The 19,400-nt window shown below is 25.8% G+C and carries 18 protein-coding genes; 6 read left to right on the top strand and 12 right to left on the bottom strand.

The window, feature by feature from the left end; genetic code table 11:
* From KQY27_RS07195 to KQY27_RS07170, 6 genes are all read right to left on the bottom strand, one after another.
* Complete coding sequence (locus tag KQY27_RS07195) at positions 1 to 582, bottom strand: EhaF family protein (protein ID WP_224425894.1); 582 nt, start codon at positions 580 to 582, stop codon at positions 1 to 3.
* The gene (locus KQY27_RS07190) at positions 579 to 839 is read right to left on the bottom strand and encodes an EhaE family protein (protein ID WP_224425893.1); all 261 of its coding nucleotides are present in this window, start codon (positions 837 to 839) and stop codon (positions 579 to 581) included. Before KQY27_RS07190 ends, KQY27_RS07195 begins: the two co-directional genes overlap by 4 nt.
* On the bottom strand, positions 832 to 1,119 hold the full coding sequence (locus KQY27_RS07185) for an EhaD family protein (protein WP_224425892.1): 288 nt from the start codon (positions 1,117 to 1,119) through the stop codon (positions 832 to 834). Before KQY27_RS07185 ends, KQY27_RS07190 begins: the two co-directional genes overlap by 8 nt.
* Positions 1,120 to 1,266: 147 nt before the next feature.
* Positions 1,267 to 1,518 carry a DUF2109 domain-containing protein gene (locus KQY27_RS07180; protein WP_224425891.1) on the bottom strand — a complete coding sequence of 84 codons (252 nt, stop codon included), beginning with the start codon at positions 1,516 to 1,518 and terminating at the stop codon, positions 1,267 to 1,269.
* 253 nt (positions 1,519 to 1,771) lie between these two features.
* Complete coding sequence (locus KQY27_RS07175; protein ID WP_224425890.1) at positions 1,772 to 2,272, bottom strand: hypothetical protein; 501 nt, start codon at positions 2,270 to 2,272, stop codon at positions 1,772 to 1,774.
* Positions 2,273 to 2,641 (bottom strand): energy-converting hydrogenase A subunit A EhaA, encoded by a 369-nt coding sequence (locus KQY27_RS07170; RefSeq protein ID WP_224425889.1) that lies wholly within the window; start codon positions 2,639 to 2,641, stop codon positions 2,273 to 2,275.
* 578 nt (positions 2,642 to 3,219) lie between these two features.
* Here KQY27_RS07170 and KQY27_RS07165 point away from each other — a divergent pair.
* The 4 genes from KQY27_RS07165 (at position 3,220) to KQY27_RS07150 (ending at position 7,854) form a co-directional block, all read left to right on the top strand.
* Positions 3,220 to 4,161 carry an NAD-dependent epimerase/dehydratase family protein gene (locus KQY27_RS07165; protein ID WP_224425888.1) on the top strand — a complete coding sequence of 314 codons (942 nt, stop codon included), beginning with the start codon at positions 3,220 to 3,222 and terminating at the stop codon, positions 4,159 to 4,161.
* A 343-nt stretch (positions 4,162 to 4,504) separates the two neighbouring features.
* Positions 4,505 to 5,935 carry a flippase gene (locus KQY27_RS07160; protein ID WP_224425887.1) on the top strand — a complete coding sequence of 477 codons (1,431 nt, stop codon included), beginning with the start codon at positions 4,505 to 4,507 and terminating at the stop codon, positions 5,933 to 5,935.
* A 59-nt stretch (positions 5,936 to 5,994) separates the two neighbouring features.
* Complete coding sequence (locus tag KQY27_RS07155; RefSeq protein WP_224425886.1) at positions 5,995 to 7,122, top strand: ABC transporter permease; 1,128 nt, start codon at positions 5,995 to 5,997, stop codon at positions 7,120 to 7,122.
* 24 nt (positions 7,123 to 7,146) lie between these two features.
* Positions 7,147 to 7,854 (top strand): ABC transporter ATP-binding protein, encoded by a 708-nt coding sequence (locus tag KQY27_RS07150; protein WP_224425885.1) that lies wholly within the window; start codon positions 7,147 to 7,149, stop codon positions 7,852 to 7,854.
* A 324-nt stretch (positions 7,855 to 8,178) separates the two neighbouring features.
* On the opposite strand, the gene KQY27_RS07145 is transcribed toward KQY27_RS07150, so the two are convergent.
* The gene (locus KQY27_RS07145; protein ID WP_224425884.1) at positions 8,179 to 10,305 is read right to left on the bottom strand and encodes a thioredoxin domain-containing protein; all 2,127 of its coding nucleotides are present in this window, start codon (positions 10,303 to 10,305) and stop codon (positions 8,179 to 8,181) included.
* Positions 10,306 to 10,599: 294 nt separating this feature from the next.
* Between KQY27_RS07145 and KQY27_RS07140 the strand changes: the two genes are divergently transcribed.
* Both KQY27_RS07140 and KQY27_RS07135 read left to right on the top strand, forming a co-directional pair.
* On the top strand, positions 10,600 to 11,787 hold the full coding sequence (locus KQY27_RS07140) for an Nre family DNA repair protein (protein WP_224425883.1): 1,188 nt from the start codon (positions 10,600 to 10,602) through the stop codon (positions 11,785 to 11,787).
* 50 nt (positions 11,788 to 11,837) lie between these two features.
* Positions 11,838 to 12,887 (top strand): DegT/DnrJ/EryC1/StrS family aminotransferase, encoded by a 1,050-nt coding sequence (locus KQY27_RS07135; protein ID WP_224425882.1) that lies wholly within the window; start codon positions 11,838 to 11,840, stop codon positions 12,885 to 12,887.
* A gap of 679 nt (positions 12,888 to 13,566) precedes the next feature.
* Here the strand turns inward: KQY27_RS07135 and cgi121 are convergent.
* The 5 genes from cgi121 to guaA form a co-directional block, all read right to left on the bottom strand.
* A complete protein-coding gene (cgi121, locus tag KQY27_RS07130) occupies positions 13,567 to 14,109 on the bottom strand; it encodes a KEOPS complex subunit Cgi121 (protein ID WP_224425881.1) in 543 nt (180 codons plus the stop codon).
* Positions 14,110 to 14,255: 146 nt separating this feature from the next.
* The gene (locus tag KQY27_RS07125) at positions 14,256 to 15,776 is read right to left on the bottom strand and encodes a (R)-citramalate synthase (protein ID WP_224425880.1); all 1,521 of its coding nucleotides are present in this window, start codon (positions 15,774 to 15,776) and stop codon (positions 14,256 to 14,258) included.
* A gap of 320 nt (positions 15,777 to 16,096) precedes the next feature.
* Complete coding sequence (locus KQY27_RS07120) at positions 16,097 to 17,236, bottom strand: DNA methyltransferase (RefSeq protein ID WP_224425879.1); 1,140 nt, start codon at positions 17,234 to 17,236, stop codon at positions 16,097 to 16,099.
* A 114-nt stretch (positions 17,237 to 17,350) separates the two neighbouring features.
* Entirely contained in the window at positions 17,351 to 18,091 is a 741-nt protein-coding gene (locus KQY27_RS07115) for a zinc ribbon domain-containing protein (RefSeq protein WP_224425878.1), read from the bottom strand.
* A 164-nt stretch (positions 18,092 to 18,255) separates the two neighbouring features.
* Positions 18,256 to 19,182, bottom strand: coding sequence for a glutamine-hydrolyzing GMP synthase (gene guaA / locus KQY27_RS07110; RefSeq protein WP_224425877.1), 927 nt, complete (start codon positions 19,180 to 19,182; stop codon positions 18,256 to 18,258).
* Between the last annotated feature and the right edge of the window lie 218 nt (positions 19,183 to 19,400).

Here is a 19,400-nt window from a genome sequence, read left to right as displayed (position 1 = left end):
TTATTTACCCTCCTTATTCAGATTAGAACTAACAGAATCATTAGAACTACTATTGATAGAATCATTAGAATTTTCAGCCTTTTTTGAATTTTCATCCTTTTCATGCTTTCTTCTATTCATAGTAAAGTTAATACCAAGCCATGAAGCTATAATAAAAGACATCATTAATATTGTAGATTCTAAAACTGTATCAAATCCTCTAGTGTAATAGAGAATTTCATCAATAAGTCCACCTGGAGAAGAATAAATCGAAGTTCCAAAATATGGGGAAAAAGATTTTACTAAAATTGCTTGTGGAGACATATAAGAATTAATCCATCCTAAAGCTTTTGAATTTTCAGGATATTGAGCTTTTGTAATTCCAGGTTCTTCTAAAACTACTCCCCCTCTATCATATGGAGCAATAGCTAATCCTGCATCCATTTGTTCTTGAGGAGCAGGTCTTGGATATATTTGATCTACATTTAAACCTAAAGGAACTAAAAAACCAACTAGAAGAACTATTCCAAGAATTAATGCAAATAATTTTGGAATTCTATCAGGGTTAGCTAATGCATTCCATAATCTTCCGATTCTACTCATACATCTGCCCCCATTTCTTCAAGTCTAGTTATAGCCCTAAGCAAAATTAAAGTAATAACAGCAGTAGCTGCTACAAATGTCATAACTGCTAAAGTATGATTATAAACAAGAAATATTAATGAAACTCCAACTGCAGCTATTTCAGTATTAAAAGTTCGAACAATAGGATCTTTAACACCAGGACCAGCTACAGTAGCTATAGTTCCAATTATAGCTAAAATACAACCAGCATAAAATAACATTTGAATTTCAATCAAATACATCACCTTCTTGGTTGTTTTTATTTCTATGCCTAATTTCACTAATTTTAATCATAGATAAAAGGAATACAACAGTTGAAATTGGTCCAAATAAAGCAATGACCAAAGCTACATCTAAGTATCTAAATGAAACAACAGCTAATAGAAATCCAGCTTCCATAACTGCAAACATTATGAGTTTGTCAAGAGGTTTAACAAGCCAAATAATACCTAAAGCACCAATAATCATTAGAACTATTGAAACAGTAGTTATATTAAGAAAGTCTAAAGGATTCATTAAATTCACCAATTTTAGAACAGTAATAAATATAGAATTTATTTATAATACAAATATGATTTAATAAATATGATTTATAATTATTAAATTTATAATATAAAGACCTATATTTTAAATTTGTTCCATTATCTTACGATTCACTCCAAATTATTCATTAAGGACTATTTCATTTTCTAATCTATTTAATGTGTAAGCAATAGCATTAGAACCTAAAGTAGAAGTTATAAAGAATGTAACAGCAATTATAAGACCAAATGGACTATTAACAAATAATCCAATAAGTGCTGAAACAGCAAAATCAATAACATTAATGTATAGCATTCTTTCAGCCCTATCTTTAGCTAAAAGAGCCCTTATAGCCATTATGATTATAATTATTCCAATAATCTCTTCTATCATATTCACAACTCAGTTTAATGTTATTAATGTAAATAATTTTATAATAATTATTTTTATATTTTATAATAATTTTTTATAATATTTTATTAATATTATAATATTTTTATAATTGTAATAATATATTATATAATAATATTAATATTAATTTATGATTTTTTATATTTTAAATTTGAAATTAAATTTAGATATTAAAACTAATTAAAATAATAGATATTAAATTGAAATTAATATTTAATAAATAAAATTTATTTAATTATTCTAATTTAGTGTATCTCCCCATTGCTTTAGCAATTTTACCAATTAGTTTAGAAGAACTTGGATGATATAAACCTTGAATAGTAGTTATAGCTATTACCATACCAACAACAAACATTACAGGAGTTAAACCAATGAAAGATGCAAGAGATATAATAATAGTAATAGTAATTGCACCAATAGTTCCAGCATATCCAGGATCTGCACATAAACGATTTCCAATATATACAAAGAAAGCAGCTATAATTCCACCTTCTATTCCAATTAGCATCATACCAATTGAAGCAAGAAGAGTTCCTGCAGATGCATCTGGAGAACAAAGGATATTACCTTGGAAAAATCCCCCAGCTAGATCTCCCCCTCTTTTTTGAATATCTCGACCAACATTATCAGCACCTTTAACACCTGGTGATTCAGGTAAACCAAGGTATGTATCAAGAAGAACAAAATTTAGCCAAGTTATTATAGCAGCAATAATAATTCCTAATATTTCATTCATTTAGCTAATCTCCTTGGCTTTGGATTCAGACTCTTCAAGAGAATTATTAGAATCATTATCATTAACTTCTTCAGGTGGTTTTGGGAATACAATGTCAAAGGCAAATTTAACAAATAAAGCAGAAATAATACCCCAAAATACAGCTAAAGCTAATCCATTATAAATCCAAAAGAAATTTACAGAAAAACATATAGCTAAAAATCCTATAGCAAAAATAGGAGTTGGAAATATTGCACTTTTATCAAAGGAAAATCTAATAGGTTTTTTTGGAAGTGCAGGCAAACCTAATCCTAAAGCAATAACTATAGAAACAATTGCTGCAACTAAGTAACTTAGTATTAAGTATGTTTCATTAGCATGAAGAATCATGATAAAATGTAAGAACTACACCATATATAAATGTTGTTACTTAAAGCTAGGCAAAACCATTATAAATAAAAATATTATCCTATACAATAAACAAAGTTAATTTCAACAAACTTCTAATAATAAAAATATCAATAAGTTTATTAAAAATATAAAGTAAGAATAATAAGAATAATTATATTAAATTACTTTGAATAATTAAATTATAACAATTATAACTTAATTTCATCAATATAATAATATTTCATAATACAAAAAATTTAATAAATAAAAAAACAGGTAGTTAAAGAATATTAATAAATAAAGAAGAATAATATACATCATAAGAAAAATAAAGAACATCAAATAAAAATATTGATAAATAAAGGATTATGTAATAACAAAAAAAATAAATAATAAAATATTATATAATAAAATAATAATTAATAAAATAACAATTAGTCAATAATAAGACATTATTCAATAATAAAATATATTCAATAATAGCATATATTCAATAATTATATTCGATAATAACTTTATATTCAATAATAACTTAATTAATTTAATATTTAATAAAATAGACACTAATAGGTAATCTAATGAAAAATAAAAATATTGTTGTTACAGGAGGATTAGGATTTATTGGATCTCATATTGTGGAAGAACTATTAGATAATAATAAAATCACAATAATTGATAATGAAACATCTGGGAAAATAGAAAATTTACCTAATCCCAATCATAAAAATCTTAATTTAATAATTAATGATCTAAATAATATGGAAACATCTGATTTAAAATTAATTTTAGAAGATGTTGATTATATATTTCATTTAGCTGCCCTTGCAAGTGTTCCAAAAAGTGTTGAAGATCCAATTACTTCTAATAAAAATAATGTTGATGCAACTGTTAAGTTACTTACTGCAGCTAAAGATGCTAAAGTATTAAAAGTTATTTTTTCATCATCATCTGCTGTTTATGGAGAAAATCCAAATATTCCTCTCAAAGAAACTGAACCTCTTATGCCTACTTCTCCTTATGCTGCATCAAAAGCTTCTTGTGAATTATATTGTCAATCCTTTTGGGAGAGTTTTGGATTATCTAGTATCTCTCTTAGATATTTTAATGTTTTTGGACCTCGACAAGACGTAAATTCTCAATATGCAGCCGTGATTCCTAACTTTATTCATTCTATTATTAATGGAAAACAACCCATTATTTATGGAGATGGTGAACAAAGTAGAGACTTTATTTATGTTAAAGATATTGTAAAATCCAATATTTTAGCTGCAAAAAGTGATTACAATGGAATTATAAATATAGCTTCTGGAGAATCCATGACAATAAATCAGCTTTATGAAACTGTTAAAAATATTTTAAAATCTGAATTAACCCCAATATATGAAGAAAAACGTTTTGGAGACATAAAACATTCTTTAGCTGACGTTGAAAATATGAAAAATATTAAATTTAATATTGATTCTTCTGATTTCAAAAAACAGCTAGAAAGTACAGTTAATTGGTTTAAAAACAATAAATAATGACCAATCCTGTAAAAATTGAGAAATTTTTAATAATTTTCTAATTTAATAAATTTTAATAATTAATAATTTTAATAATATTTTAATATTTAATAATTTTAATAAATTTAAATATTATATAATTTTTAATAGTTTATAAATGTATTATAATAGTATATATGTAGTTTTTATAGTCAATTTTATCTTTTAATTTACTTATTCTAATATATGATAAAAATCTAATATTATAATAATTATACTTAAAATAATAATTGTAATTAAATTAATATCAGTAAGTTAAATTAATTATATATTAATAAATCAAGACATTAATTCCCATATATCTAATAAATCAAGTGAAAAAATGAGTTCAATAAAAGAAGTTTTTAAAAATACTAGCTGGTTACTTATTTCCCAAATAATAACTAGTATTTTTGGTTTTGTTTGGATTGTTTTATTAGCTAGATATTTAGGAGTTTCTGATTTTGGAACAATGAATTTTGCTATTTCTTTTACAACTATTATGAGTATATTCACAGATCTTGGACTTAATATTTATACTACTAGAGACCTATCAAGGTATCCAAATTTACCCCAAAAATATATTGGAAATATAATTCCATTAAAAGGTCTTTTCTCTTTAATTACATTTATAATTACCATTATAATATTACTCATAATGGACTCCACTCTGTTAACAATAGAAGTAGTCTTAATATTTACAATGCATATGATCTTTTTAAATGTTGGAAATCTTTTTAATGGAGTATTTCAAGCTTATGGTAAATTAAAATTCCAAGCTATTGGAATAATATTGAATAGTTCCCTAGTTTTAATTGGAACATTATTATTAATTTATTTCAATCTTGGATTAGCTTTTGTTGCTTTGACATATATGATTGGGAGTTTATTTACACTAAATTATTTATATTCAAAGATTCGAACAAAAATAATAGTTCCTAAACTTCAGTTTGATTTTAATTTTTGGAAGAATTCTGTAAAAACCGCGATTCCTTTTGGTATAACAACTGTATTTACTACAATATACTTTATGATTGATACTGTAATGCTTTCATTTATGATAGGGAATGTTGCAGTAGGAATTTATAGCTCAGCCTATAAAGTTATCAATGTTTTTATAACTCTTTATACAGTTTATAATTTTGTTGTTTTTCCTTTAATGTCAAAGTTCTACAAAAATTCTGAAAATCTTTTAAAAATTTCCTATGAAAAATCAGTAAAATATTTATTAATCATGATGTTACCAATTGCAATTGGAATAACAATATACTCATCTGATGTAGCAACATTAATTTTTGGTAATGACTACATTTTAGCAGGAGATGTTTTACGAATTCTTATTTGGAATGTACTTTTTGTTATGATAAATGGAGCTTCAACAAATCTTTTAAATTCATCTAATAATGAAGTTGCAGTGACTAAAATTAATGGTATTGCTTGTTTAATCAATGTATTATTTAACTTTGTTTTAATTTATTATTTAAGTTATATAGGAGCTAGTATAGCTACAGTTATTACTGGAATAATAATCTGTATATTAATGAATTATATTATAACAAGAGGTAGATTCAAACCAGATATGTCATTGATTTACGATATAATTAAAATTTCAATTTCTGGATTAATTTTAACTATAATTTTACTATTTACTCATTTAAATTTATTGATAGCTATCCCAGTAGCTATTATTATTTATATTATAGGATTAATTTTGACAAAATCTCTAGATTCAACTGATGCAGCTATTTTAAAAGAAATTATAGGGAGAAAATAATCTTATAATAATTTTATAAGCAAATATTTTAATAGGATAATATCCATAAATATATAGCTATGTCATTTATATCATTAATTTTTAAAAATCCATTTCGAAATAAAAGCAGAGCTCTTCTTGCTATTATTGGAATTGGAATAGGTATAGCTACAATCGTCGTGCTTGGAGCTATCACAGCAGGTTTGACTACAACAATGGATGATACACTTCACGCAGGAGGATCTGATTTTTCAATTAGTGGAAAAGGCGAATCAGCATCTACAACTAATCCTTTTGGAACAGTTACTTTTAGTGAAGATTGGGTTTCTATTATAAATAATGTTAGTGGAGTTAAAAATGCAGCAGGAGTTTATATTGGAATGGTCTCTCTTCCAGACTCTCCTTATTTTACATTAATAGGAATTAATTCTAATGATACGGGTTTTGCTGACTTAAAAATTACTAAAGGTAAAATATTTAATGCCGACAATGATGAAATAGTATTAGGTAAAATATCTGCAGAAAAATTAAATAAAACTGTAAATGATACTTTAGAATTAAATGGTGAAGATTATAAGATAACTGGAATTTTCGAAACTGGTGATCCAAATCAAGATGAAGGAGCATATGCACCATTAGCTAGTGTCCAAGAGTTAATGGATGATGAAGGTAATGTAAGTATGATTTATGTTAAAGTTGATAGTGGTGCTAATGTAGACCAAGTTACAAAAACAATTGAAGATAAGTATGGAAACAATATTACTACTGTAACTTCTATCTCTGATATTGAAACAATAGCTGATGCTTTAGATATGGTAAACAGTGCATCATTTGCTATTTCTCTTTTAGCAATAATTATTGGAGGAATTGGAATAATAAACACTATGATAATGTCTGTTTATGAAAGAACAAGAGAAATTGGTGTATTAAAAGCAGTAGGTTGGAAAGGGAGAAGAATTCTTGGAATGATTCTTGGAGAATCAATTGTACTGACAGTAACCTCTGGAATTGTAGGTTCAGTAATTGGAGTAATTGGAGTTGAAGTATTAGTAGCATTAGGAGTTTTAGGAGGAATGACACCCGTTTTCACCATAACTACATTTGCACAAGCATTTGGAGTAGCTATTTTAGTAGGATTAGTCGGTGGTCTATATCCAGCATGGAGAGCAAGCAGACTCCCACCAACTGAAGCATTGAGATATGAATAAAAAACAAAATTGGAGGTGAATTAAATGGATGAGAAAAATATCGTAGAAATAAAAAATTTAGAAAAAAGCTATGAAAAGGGACATATAAAAGCTTTAAATGGGATAAATCTTGAGATAAAAGAAGGAGAATTTGTTTCAATTATTGGTCCATCAGGATCTGGAAAATCAACATTGCTTAATATGCTTGGTGCATTGGATATAGCAGATAATGGAACAATAGATGTTGCAGGATATGATTTGACAAAAAATAAAAAGCTTGATGAATTTAGATCAAAAAAGATAGGATTTATATTTCAGCTTCATAATTTAATTCCAAATATTTCAGTGGTGGAAAATGTAGAAATACCAATGTTTGAAGGTAAATTATCTGGAAAAGAAAGAAGAAAACGTGCTTTAGAGCTATTAGATATTGTAGGACTAAAAGATAAAGCAAAAAATAGACCAACTAAATTATCTGGTGGAGAAAGACAGAGAGTAGCTATTGCTAGAGCTTTAGCTAACGAACCTTCTATAATCCTAGCAGATGAGCCAACAGGATCTTTAGATTCTAGAACTAGCCAAAAAATCCTTGATCAATTAAACAAACTCCACAAAGAAAAAAATGTAACATTAATAATGGTTACTCATGACATGAATGTAGCTAAATTAGCAGATAGAGTGATTGAAGTTTTAGATGGTAAAATTCTAAATTCTGCAGAAAATTCATTATTAGATGAAAGTATAAAAATATAATAATACATTTTTATTCTTTTTTTAATTCTTTTTAGTATATATTTGATTTATATTATTTTTTATATTATTCTTCTTTTTATTTATTAAATAAGTAACTATTAAATAATTATTAAATAACTATAAAATAACCAACTAAATAACCAACTAAATAACCAACTGAATAATTATCTAAATAATTATCTGAATAATCAACTAGATAGCTAATTAAATAATTTTTAAATAATTATAAAATAACAGATGAAGTATCTAATTTCATCTTTAAAAATATTATTAAAAATAAAATAAACTATTAAAATCAACAAATCAATTTATAATAATGAAATATTAATATCTAAAAGTTTTAGAAATAATATCAACATATGAAAAATTATCAAAAGATATTAGTGGTTTACAGACCATATTTTCACAAATAGAAACCATATTTTCACTAAATCCTTCATTATTTTTATTAAAAACAGACATTGTTAAAAATGGGTTCCAAAAATCGATTTTATTTTTAGTTGCTTTTAAATCACTATCTTTTAAAGGATCTATATATAAATTTATATGAATTCCTCCAGTTTTATTATAAATAAAACTTGAGAGAAGTGTTATAAAAGCAAGTGGGTTTCTTTCTATATCTTGTTTTAAATTAGATAAAATGTTTTCAAAAATATTTTTATAAAAATTATTGTTTGTAATAAAATACAAATTCATAAGGTTTATAATAGCTATATTATTTCCTGAAGGAATAGCTCCATCATAAGCATTTTTAGTTCTAATTGGAAGATCATGAACTTCAGATGTTGAGAGATAAAGATTTCCATCCTCAAAAAAAAGATTGATCATATTATTAGTTATCTCCTCTGCAGCAGATAACCATTTTTTATTAAATGTTGTTTTATATAGCTCAATCAATCCCCAAACAACATAGGAGTAATCATCAAGAACTCCTTTGTTTCCTAATTTCCCATCTTTATAGCTAGTATATATCATTCCATTATGATATAATTTATTGAGAATAAAATCTCCAATTTCTTCAGCTCTTGATATATATTCATTATTATGTAAAACATTCCCAGCAAGAGATAATGTTGCTATCATCAAACCATTAACAAAACTTAAATTCTTCTCATCTTTAAATGGAGGAATTCTTTTCAAACGATATTCATATAATTTTTTAGTAGACTGTTCAATAAAAGAATTAAAATCATAATCATTTATCTTTTCTTTATCATTGCCATTAAAAACTTTATTATACTCAGCCTTATTAAAATCATAAATATTAATCAGATTAGGAATATTTTTTCTTTCAAAATTGCCTTCACGAGTTATATCAAAGATTTTACAAAATTTTTCTGCATCAGAATTACCCAATGCTTTTCTAATATCATTAATAGTAAAGAGATAATATTTACCTTCTTTACCTTCACTATCTGCATCTTGGGCAGTATAAAATCCATTTTCTCCTAACATTTCTCTAAAACTAAAGTCTAAAATTTTTTTAGCTATTTTAAGATATTTTTTATCAAACAAAAGACCTGCTTCTAGATAAGCCATAGCAATCATCCCATTATCATACATCATTTTTTCAAAATGTGGAACTAACCATTGCCCATCTACAGAATATCGTGAAAATCCACCACCAATATGATCAAAAATTCCTCCATTAAACATGCAATTTAATGTTTTCTCAACCATATTCTTTGCTTCATTATCTTCTTTATAAATATAATATCTATTTAAAAAAAGAATATTTTGTACAGAAGGAAATTTAGGAGAATAACCGAATCCACCATATTGTGGGTCAAATCTTTCCTTGAGATTTTCAAAACCTTTTTCAATAATAGAATAATCAAAAATATCAGAATTAAGACTTTTATTTTCATTTTTATCTCTATTTTGACTTTTATTCTGATCTTTATTCTGATCTTTATTCTTATTTGAATTATTAAGGTTATTTAAGTCATTTATTATCTCACTAGCTATATTTTTGAGTTTATTAGGATTATTCTTCCAAGTATCAGAAATATCATTTAATATTTTAATAAGGGATATTTTAGGATAATATGTTCCTGCAAAAAAAGGTTTTTTATCATTATCAATTATAACAGTTAATGGCCATCCCCCACTACCTGTAAATATCATAGCCGAATCCATATACATAGAATCAACTGCAGGCATTTCTTCTCTATCAACTTTTATACTAATAAAGTTATCATTAAGAATTTTAGCTATTTCTTCATCTTCAAAAGATTCTTTTTCCATAACATGACACCAATGACATGTTGAATAACCAATACTTAAAAAAATAGGTTTATTTTCTTTTTTAGCTAAATCAAATGCTTTTTCATCCCAAGGGTACCAATCTACGGGATTATAAGCATGCTGCAAAAGATAGGGAGAAGTTTCATTTATCAAATTATTTGGTTTTTTAGCATTTTTTTCTTTATAAATATTGTTTAAATTCATTCAAATCCCTTTTTATATTTTAAATACTATTTAATTAATTTAAATAAAAAATAAATAAAATTTTTATTAGATTGTGATTTTTTATCCTCATTTCTATTAACATTATCCATAATTATCTCATTTATCTATAATTATATTATTTATTAACCATTTCATATCCACAAAGATTATTATTCTGTGAGAATTTATTATATATATTTATATTCTTAATATTAGATATTATTATCGATATTTTCTTATCTTATTTTCTAAATCAATATTTTAAAATACTAGTTCAAATAAAATTATTAATATATGTTTAGATCAAAGAATGCCTACCTAAAAAAATTAACTGATAAAATACAGATGAAGTCTGTTAAAGTAGGTAAAGATTTAGATGGTAGTACACCACCTTCAGTATTCATTGGTAGATGGAGTTATCCTAAGGTATATGCTGGACCAATGATGGTAGCTGAAACTGGAGATACCTCTATTATGGATTCACCAGAATCATGGATTGGTGAAAATAAAACACAAGATGATATTATTAATTATCGTTTAAACCTTGTTAGAGGAAAACAGCTAATAAAAATCGATGATCTTGAAAATCCATACATTGAAAAATTACAAGATATTTCATTGTCTTCTAAATCAACTGACAGTGAAGCTACATTTGGCAAAAAACCCATAGGATCTTCATTCAATGAAGATAGTACTCCACATGGTCCCAGTGCAATTATTGAAAAATTTAATATTGATAGTGTCAGATGGGATCGGCAACTTGAAAAAACTTATTATGATACAGATTTAAAAGCTACTGAAGCTGTTATGAACTTACATGATAAAGATGTACCATTTTCTGCTATGCAAAAAGCATTTTCTGTAGGAGCCATTGGAACAGGAAAAAAAAGAAAATTAGTTCCAACAAGATGGTCTATTACAGCATGTGACAGCTCTATAGCTAATACACTTCTAAAAGAAGTCAGACATTACCCAATTCTAGATACTGCAAGAGTTTATGAATTTGCAAGTCTTAAAAATTACTATGCAATTATTCTTCTTCCAATAGAATGGCAATATGAATGGATGGAAGCATTTATACAAATTTTAGGAAAAGAAGAGATGATTTTCTCTGATTATGAAAATAATACTGATAAAAAAGAATATTCTAGTGTTGGAGGGTGTTACTACACTTGTAAAATGGCAGTTCTCGATGCATTAGCTAAACAAAAGAAACAAGCTGGAGTAATAGTCCTTAGAGAAGCTTATTCTGGTTATGTTCCTCTTGGAGTATTTAATGTAAGAGAGAATGTTAAATATGCTATGGAACAACCTTACAAAGAATTTGAAGGACTTAAACAATCTCTTGAATATGTAGGAACAAAATTAAAAATTCCTATTAATAAATATGTAAAAACTAGTAATCTTCTAAAAGAATTATTACAATCAAAACAAACAACATTAGATAATTTCTTTAAAAAGGACACTAGGTATCAGAATTAGAAAAAATAAAAAAATAAAAATAAAAAACAGAAACAATAAGGAAATTTATCATGAAACTCACCTATAAAGAGCCTGCAAAAAAAACAAAAGAAACAATGGCTAAAATAGCTAAAAATCCAGAAATAGCTAATGAAAATGATTATGATAAAGAAGTAAATTCTAAAATATTATCTAAAACAAAACATATTGATTGTAAATTAGTAAATAGTGGAAATGCAGCTATAATGGTGAGTATGAATGCTATTGAAGGACCTATATTGATTCCAGATCAAGGAGCTTGGCACGGCTTTAAGCAAATAGCTAAATTTCTTAATAAAAAAATAATTCCAATCAAAACAGAACTTGGGATAATAAATGAAGAAGTTTTAAATAATTTTTCTAAAGAAAATCCTTCAGTTTTAAAAAATAATCAGGAAAATAATAAGAATAATAAGGATAATAAAGATAATAATTATGAGAAAGATAATAATAATTATAATTTAGCTTTATTTTTAACTAGTTTTGCAGGATATAGTGCAGAACAACCTATAAAGGAGATAGCTAACTGGTGTAAAGAAAACAATATAGTTCTTGTTGAAGATGCTTCTGGAGGAATATGCGATCCAAAGCAAAAATTAGCTAATGGAAAATATTCTGATATTATATTAGCTTCAACTTCATCACCCAAAGTAATCAATGTTGGAGATGGTGGATTTATAACTACAAATAAAAAAGAAATATTTGAAAAATCAAATATTTTGCTTAAAATAGCTAAATCCAACATTATAACTAAGTGTGGAATTTTAACTGAATTAGATTTTGCAGAAAATAATCTAAAAAAAACACTTGAAGCTACAGAATATATCAAAAATAATATTGATAATGTTATTCACCAAGATAAAAGAGGAACAAATGTTATAATTAAAAGTAATGATAATCATTCTTTAGCTAATAGTTTAAAAGATGAATTTGATTTAGGTGGAAAATCTATTATAACTAAATGTCCTAACTATAATAGACTAAAAATTAAGGGAGTAGCTATTGAAATCAAAAATATAGATACAAAATCCCTTACAAAAGAAAATTTAGATGAAATTATTGATATTATTAACAAACATTAAATTATTTTTTAAAAATAATATCTTAACTCTAAATTAAAAAATATTTTTTTATAAAAATTATATTAAATTGCTAATTTTCATAAATACAAAAATTATTTTTAATAGAAAAATATAATAGTAATAAAAATAATATAAAACATAATACCAAATTCTAAAAAATAGAGTTAGTAATCTAATCTTAAAAAATTTTATATAAAAAAATAAACACAATCATTAAAAAAAATTAAAAAATCAGAAGTTAGGAAGTTTAAAAAAACTTCCAAACATCAAATTCAACACGCTAATTATATATTATTTCTTATATTATATAAATTTAACTAAGATAATCAAAAAGAGTCCGTGGATTATTAATCTCCGAAGTAAAAGAAACGACACAATATAGTCGAATAAAATAGTAGTAATACTATTTTATAAATCTGGAAGTTCAGACATCAAATTCAACACCAAAATTTATGTCTGACTTACTAAACTTTGGAGGTGATATTTTATGCTAATATCCGAACTTATTAGTGCAATTTTATCTATTGTGTTAATAATTTGGAACATCATACTAATTATCACCACATTGAAATGTGAATAAGACATACTTCGGAGTTATAATCCACGTTATAATTTATTATAAAATTTTTTTGATATATGAATCTTTTTACTATATTTTAATTGAAATGAACATATAAAATCACAACTCAACAATTAACTCAGAAGTTTTATCAATTAATATATTCTCTATTTCCATAACATCTAGTTCTTCATCAGAAATATTATAAATATTCTTTAAAATAGAAGAATCTGGTGTAAAAACACTATCATCCCTATTGAAAATATTAGACAATTCATTAATAAAGTAATCAGGACAGTTGATTAAAATAGCTACTATTTCCATTTCTCCTTCTTTTAATCCTAAAATCTCTAATGCTTTTGATATTTGTCTTTGAGCTGATATTCTAACGCAAATTTCAATACCCAAATCTTTAGCTAAATTTTCATTCCTTTTGAAAGCTAAAATTCCATGAATGATTCCATGCAGAAGATGTTTTTCCCCCGCTATTGCTTTAGAATCTATTAATTGGATTATACAACCATCACAACAATTAGATTTTATCGAATCAACTTTTTTAAGAATATCTGGAATACTATCTATATTACCTTTAAATCCAACTATTTCAATATTATCATTAATATCTAAAGTATCCAATAGATTAAAATTTTCTACATCTATCAATATAACACCTTATAAATTTAATTAAATTAAATTAAATCATTTAAATAAGTTTATAGCTTTAAAGATTAAATTATAAATTAAAAAATAAAAATAAAAAATGAAAAAATATATAATAAAATTGCTTAAAACTATTTTTAATAAATTAATCAATCATTAGCTTCCAAAAGTCTGTTTACACCACTTAAATAAGCTTCTACACTTGCATTAATAATATCAGGTTGAGTACTTCTAGCTGAGATGATTTTATCACCAAGACGTAACTTAACAATCACATCAATCAATGCATCAGTACCACCAGTTATTGCATCTACATGATATTCTTCCAGTTCAACATCAGCAAATTCAGATATTCCTTTTTTAACAGCTACAATAGCTGCATCCACAGGACCAATACCTACACCTGCTTCTAAAATATCTTTATCATCCACTTTAAGTTTAATTGATGCTGTAGGAATAACTTTATTTCCAGAAACAATAGTAACTTCTTCAAGTTTAATTTTTTGCTCTCTTTCGAACTCTAAGACATTATCAGCTATAGCTTGAAGATCTACATCTGTAACACACTTACCCATATCACCAAGAGACTTGACTTTCTCAAATATTTCACAAAGTTGTTCTTCATTAGCTTTGATTCCAAGTTCATTAAGATTATTCTTTAAACCTTTAGTTCCAATGTGTTTTCCCATTATAAATTTACGTCTGTGACCAACAAGTTCTGGAGTAATTGGTTCATAAGTAGCTGCATTTTTTATAACCCCATCAGCATGAATTCCAGACTCATGGGCAAAAGCATTTTCACCAACAATAGCTTTATTTGGTTGGAGATAAACACCAGTAAGTCTAGCTACGAGTTTTGAAGTAGAATAAAGTTCTTGAATATTTATGTCAGTTTCAAAGTTATAGTTATCTTCCTCAGGTTTAGATAGAAAACTATTTTCCTCACCATAGAGTGTATTTAATGAAACAATGATTTCCTCCATAGCAGCATTTCCAGCTCTCTCACCTATACCATTAACAGTACAATGAAATTCAGTTGCTCCAGCACGAATTGCACTAAGAGTATTAGCTACAGCTAATCCAAAATCATTGTGACAATGAACACTTAAAGGAGCTCCAAGAGTAGCTAACTTTGAATAAAAGTCATATGATTTTTCAGGAGTTAACATTCCAACAGTATCACATGCACAAATCCTATTTGCTCCAACAGATATCCCTTCAGAAAATACTTTCTTTAAAAAGTTTATATCACTTCTTGTTGCATCTTCAGCAGAAAGTTCAACAATTAGACCATGATCAACAGCATATTGACATGCATCAATAGCTTGAGATAAAACTTCTTCTCTTGTTTTTTTAAGTTTATATTCAATATGGAGATCAGATGTAGGAACTACCAAATGAACACTATCTACACCACATTCTAAAGCAGCATCAACATCTACTCTAACAGCTCTAGCAAAGCTAGCAATTTCAGCATTTAGACCTGCACCTGTAACTGCTTTAATAGCTTCTCTCTCACCGTGAGAAGTAATAGCAGAACCAGCTTCAATAATATTGACTCCAATTTCATCTAATTTAGTAGCTATTCTTAACTTTTCACTGGCTGTAAGTGATATTCCTGGAGTTTGCTCTCCATCTCTAAGTGTAGTGTCTAATACTCTTAATTTCATCTTATCTCCTAACTAATTAATATTTGAAAAATGAAATAATACAATCAATTCATTTATAAAATATATTTCTAGATTTATATAAAAATTATATATAAAAATCATAATTTAAAATCATGAAATAAAATGATTTAAAATTATATTTTAAAATAAATTATATTTGAAAATTATTATTCATTTACAATAATTATATCTAGTAATTCAAAATTAATATAGTTATTTATAAAATATTATAAAATAAAAAGATAAAATGATAAAATGAAATAAAAAATATATAGATTATGTATAAAAACAATATAAAAATTAAAATATTAAAAATATTATTATTTAATCTTACGAATGACAGAAATAATCCTTGTTAGGCTTTTATGCATTTTAATCCTATGCCTTTCCAATAATTCAAAATCAAGATCTTCTAACATAGGATCAATATCCAAGTAATGAGGATGAGCTATACATAAATATGCATTTTCTTTCATGTTATAGTCAATTGATTCTAGAAACTGGTGGAAAATTTTCCCATCTTTTACTCCCCCAGTTGAAGTAGAAATGCCATATGGAGGATCAGTTACTACTGCATCTACTTTTTCATATAATTTTAGTTCTCTAACATCAATATGGTGAGCTTCATAATCAGATTCTTCCATATCACAGTAATCAAGATTGCTACAATATTCTAAATTGACTATTGTTCCATTTTTCATATTCCAATTGATATCAGAACCAATTAATTTAGCTCCAATCATTCCACCTTCAATTAAGATACCACCAGTTCCACAGAAAGGATCTAACATTAGCTGCCCTTCTTTTATATGAGACAAATTAACCATACATCTGGCTAATTTTGGACTCATAGACCCGGGATAGAAAAATGGTCGTTTATGAGGTTTAATTTTTTGAAAATGTTTTTTGTTTAATTTAAATTTTTCATAAGCAACAAAAATCTCGTTTTTAGTAGCTAATACCCTAATAAAAGAATTAGGATCTTTTAAATTAACTTTAAAATGATTTTCAGTTGTTGGACTCTCATAATTCTCATAATTCTCATTATTCTCATTATTTTGATTATTTTGATTATTCTCACCAATATTGTAATTTAAAATCAAATGTCCTAGTTGTCGCTCCATAATTGGAGTATCAATTTCAACCTTATCAAATCTTTTAATTCTAACAACAAAATCATCAGATATATAATTATCCCATTTTATATCTTTAAATTGATCTTCAAGATGTGAACTATCAGTTCTTAAAATAAGTTCATGTATTTCATGAGTATATGCTAATCTTCTAACTAACAATTTGTAATTTTTATAAAAATCTTCTTTATTTAAAGATTTTAATAAAACTAAACCATTTGTTACAATTTCGATATTACAATCGATTTTTTCAGTAGCTAAAACCGCTTTTAACTCAGCTAAAGGCAAAGTTTCATGTTCTTGAGATTGAATAAGTAATAAATCCATTAATATAACCAACTATAGATAAAAGAATAAAACAAGGTGAAAATAAAAAAATAAAAGATAAACTAAAAGATAAAATTAAATAATCATCTTAAATTAAATGATTAAACTATATAATTAAACTCCACTCATCGAACCTAATATACTTGCAAAAATTATTAAAATATAATAAAATACCCAAATAATTGCTCCTAAAGCCATTACAACGATTTCAGAACTACTGAATTCTCTTCTAATTGGAAGATTAGATTCTTTAATTCTCCAAAATTCATTGATAGATTCTTGAACATTAATATAAACCCAAAATCCTGCAAAAGGTATGAAAAACCAGATTAAAATATTTAAACCTGAAGAATAAGTTTCAATTCTTTCTTGTTTAATAAATTGGTTCATATCCTCTAATGTTTGATAAAAAATTATTATATTAGCTATAGGAATTATCATTAAAAATGTTCTTAATCCAGGACTAACATCTTTTCCAAGATCATCTTTTAAATAGCAATTAGTTTTATAAATCCAATAAAGAGAGTATACTCCTAATGTTAGTAACATCAATAGCAAAAGTCTTCTTATTGGGAGAATTTTTGAATATTCAGTGACAGCTCCTTTATTATTCATGTTAGCGTTATTAGAGTTATTTGAAGGATTTACAGAATTATCTCCAACATTTTCGTTAGGAACATCCCCTAAATCTTTATTTTCTTCATCCATTACCCTTTGTGAAGTATATCTATATGAAGTGTGATTTCTAGATACTGAATTCTCTTTTAACCATTCCCCACAATGTACACATTTTTCAGCATCTGCAGAAACTTTTTCCCCACAATGAACACAATATTTTGTCTTTTCAAATTCCATTTTAATCCTCGGATTATTTTATTTAATTATATAATTATTAATATATCCTTTATTAAAACTTATTATCTATTTAATTATCAATTTAATTATTTAATTATTTAATTAATTATATATTTATTAATATATTATTTATTAAAATTTTATTAACTTTAATAATATTAAGTTTAAGCAAATTCAATAGTACTAGGTGGTTTATCACTTATAGACAAAGAAACATGAGTAATTTCAGAGACTTCAGAAGTAATTCTCTTTGAAATAGTCCTAATAACAGCCCAAGGTAATTCGGGAACATAAGCAGTCATAGCATCTACAGATGCGACCATTCTAAGTACGACTAAATAACCAAAGTCCCTTTGATCTCCTTTAACACCAGTGACCTTAGTATCAGTAAGTACTGCGAAATACTGCCACAATTCTTTATCAACATTATTTTTAATAATTTCTTCCCTTACAATAGCATCAGCTTTTCTACAAATTTCTAATTTTTCTTTTGAAAGTTGCCCTATAACCCTAACTGCAAGACCTGGACCTGGGAAAGGTTGTCTATAAATAAGAGTATCTGGAAGATCTAATTCAAGCCCAATTTCTCTAACTTCATCTTTATATAACTCCCTAACAGGTTCAACTAATTCTAAAACCATCCCTCCTGGTAGAGCAAGATTATGATGAGATTTGATTTTTCCTTCACTTTCAATCCAATCAGGAGCTATTGTTCCTTGAACTAAGAATTTAGCTTGGATTTTTTCTGCTTCTCTTTCAAAAACATCTATAAATATTTTTCCAATGATTTTTCTTTTTTCTTCTGGATCTTCTACACCAGAAAGTGCCTCAAGAAATTCATCACTCGCATCTACATAAATAAAGTTTAATCTATTCTCAAAAGTTTCACAAACTTCTTCTACCTCTCCTTCTCGAAGAAGACCATGATTAACAAAAACAGCTACTAAATTATCACCTATAGCTTCTTTTACAAGAACAGAGCATACTGAACTGTCAACTCCTCCAGAAAGAGCAATAATAGCTTTTTCATCACCAATTTCATTTTTGATATTTTTAACAGATTCCTTTATAAATTCAGATGGATTCAACATAAAATGACACCTATAATTAAAATTTGAAAAGATTTAAATTTGAAATAATTAGATTTAAAATGATTAAATTTAAAATAATTAAATTTAATGATTAAAGTTAATGATTAAATTTAAAAAGATTTATATTATTTAAAATATAATAACAATTATGATTACATTAGGAAATATACTAGTTGTTCTTGTTTGCCTAGTATTGGCATACATTGCATATAAAATTT

Origin of the sequence: Methanobrevibacter sp. TMH8 (genome assembly GCF_020148105.1) — an archaeon.
GTDB lineage: Archaea > Methanobacteriota > Methanobacteria > Methanobacteriales > Methanobacteriaceae > Methanobinarius.
This window is presented reverse-complemented; position numbering and strand designations above follow the sequence as displayed.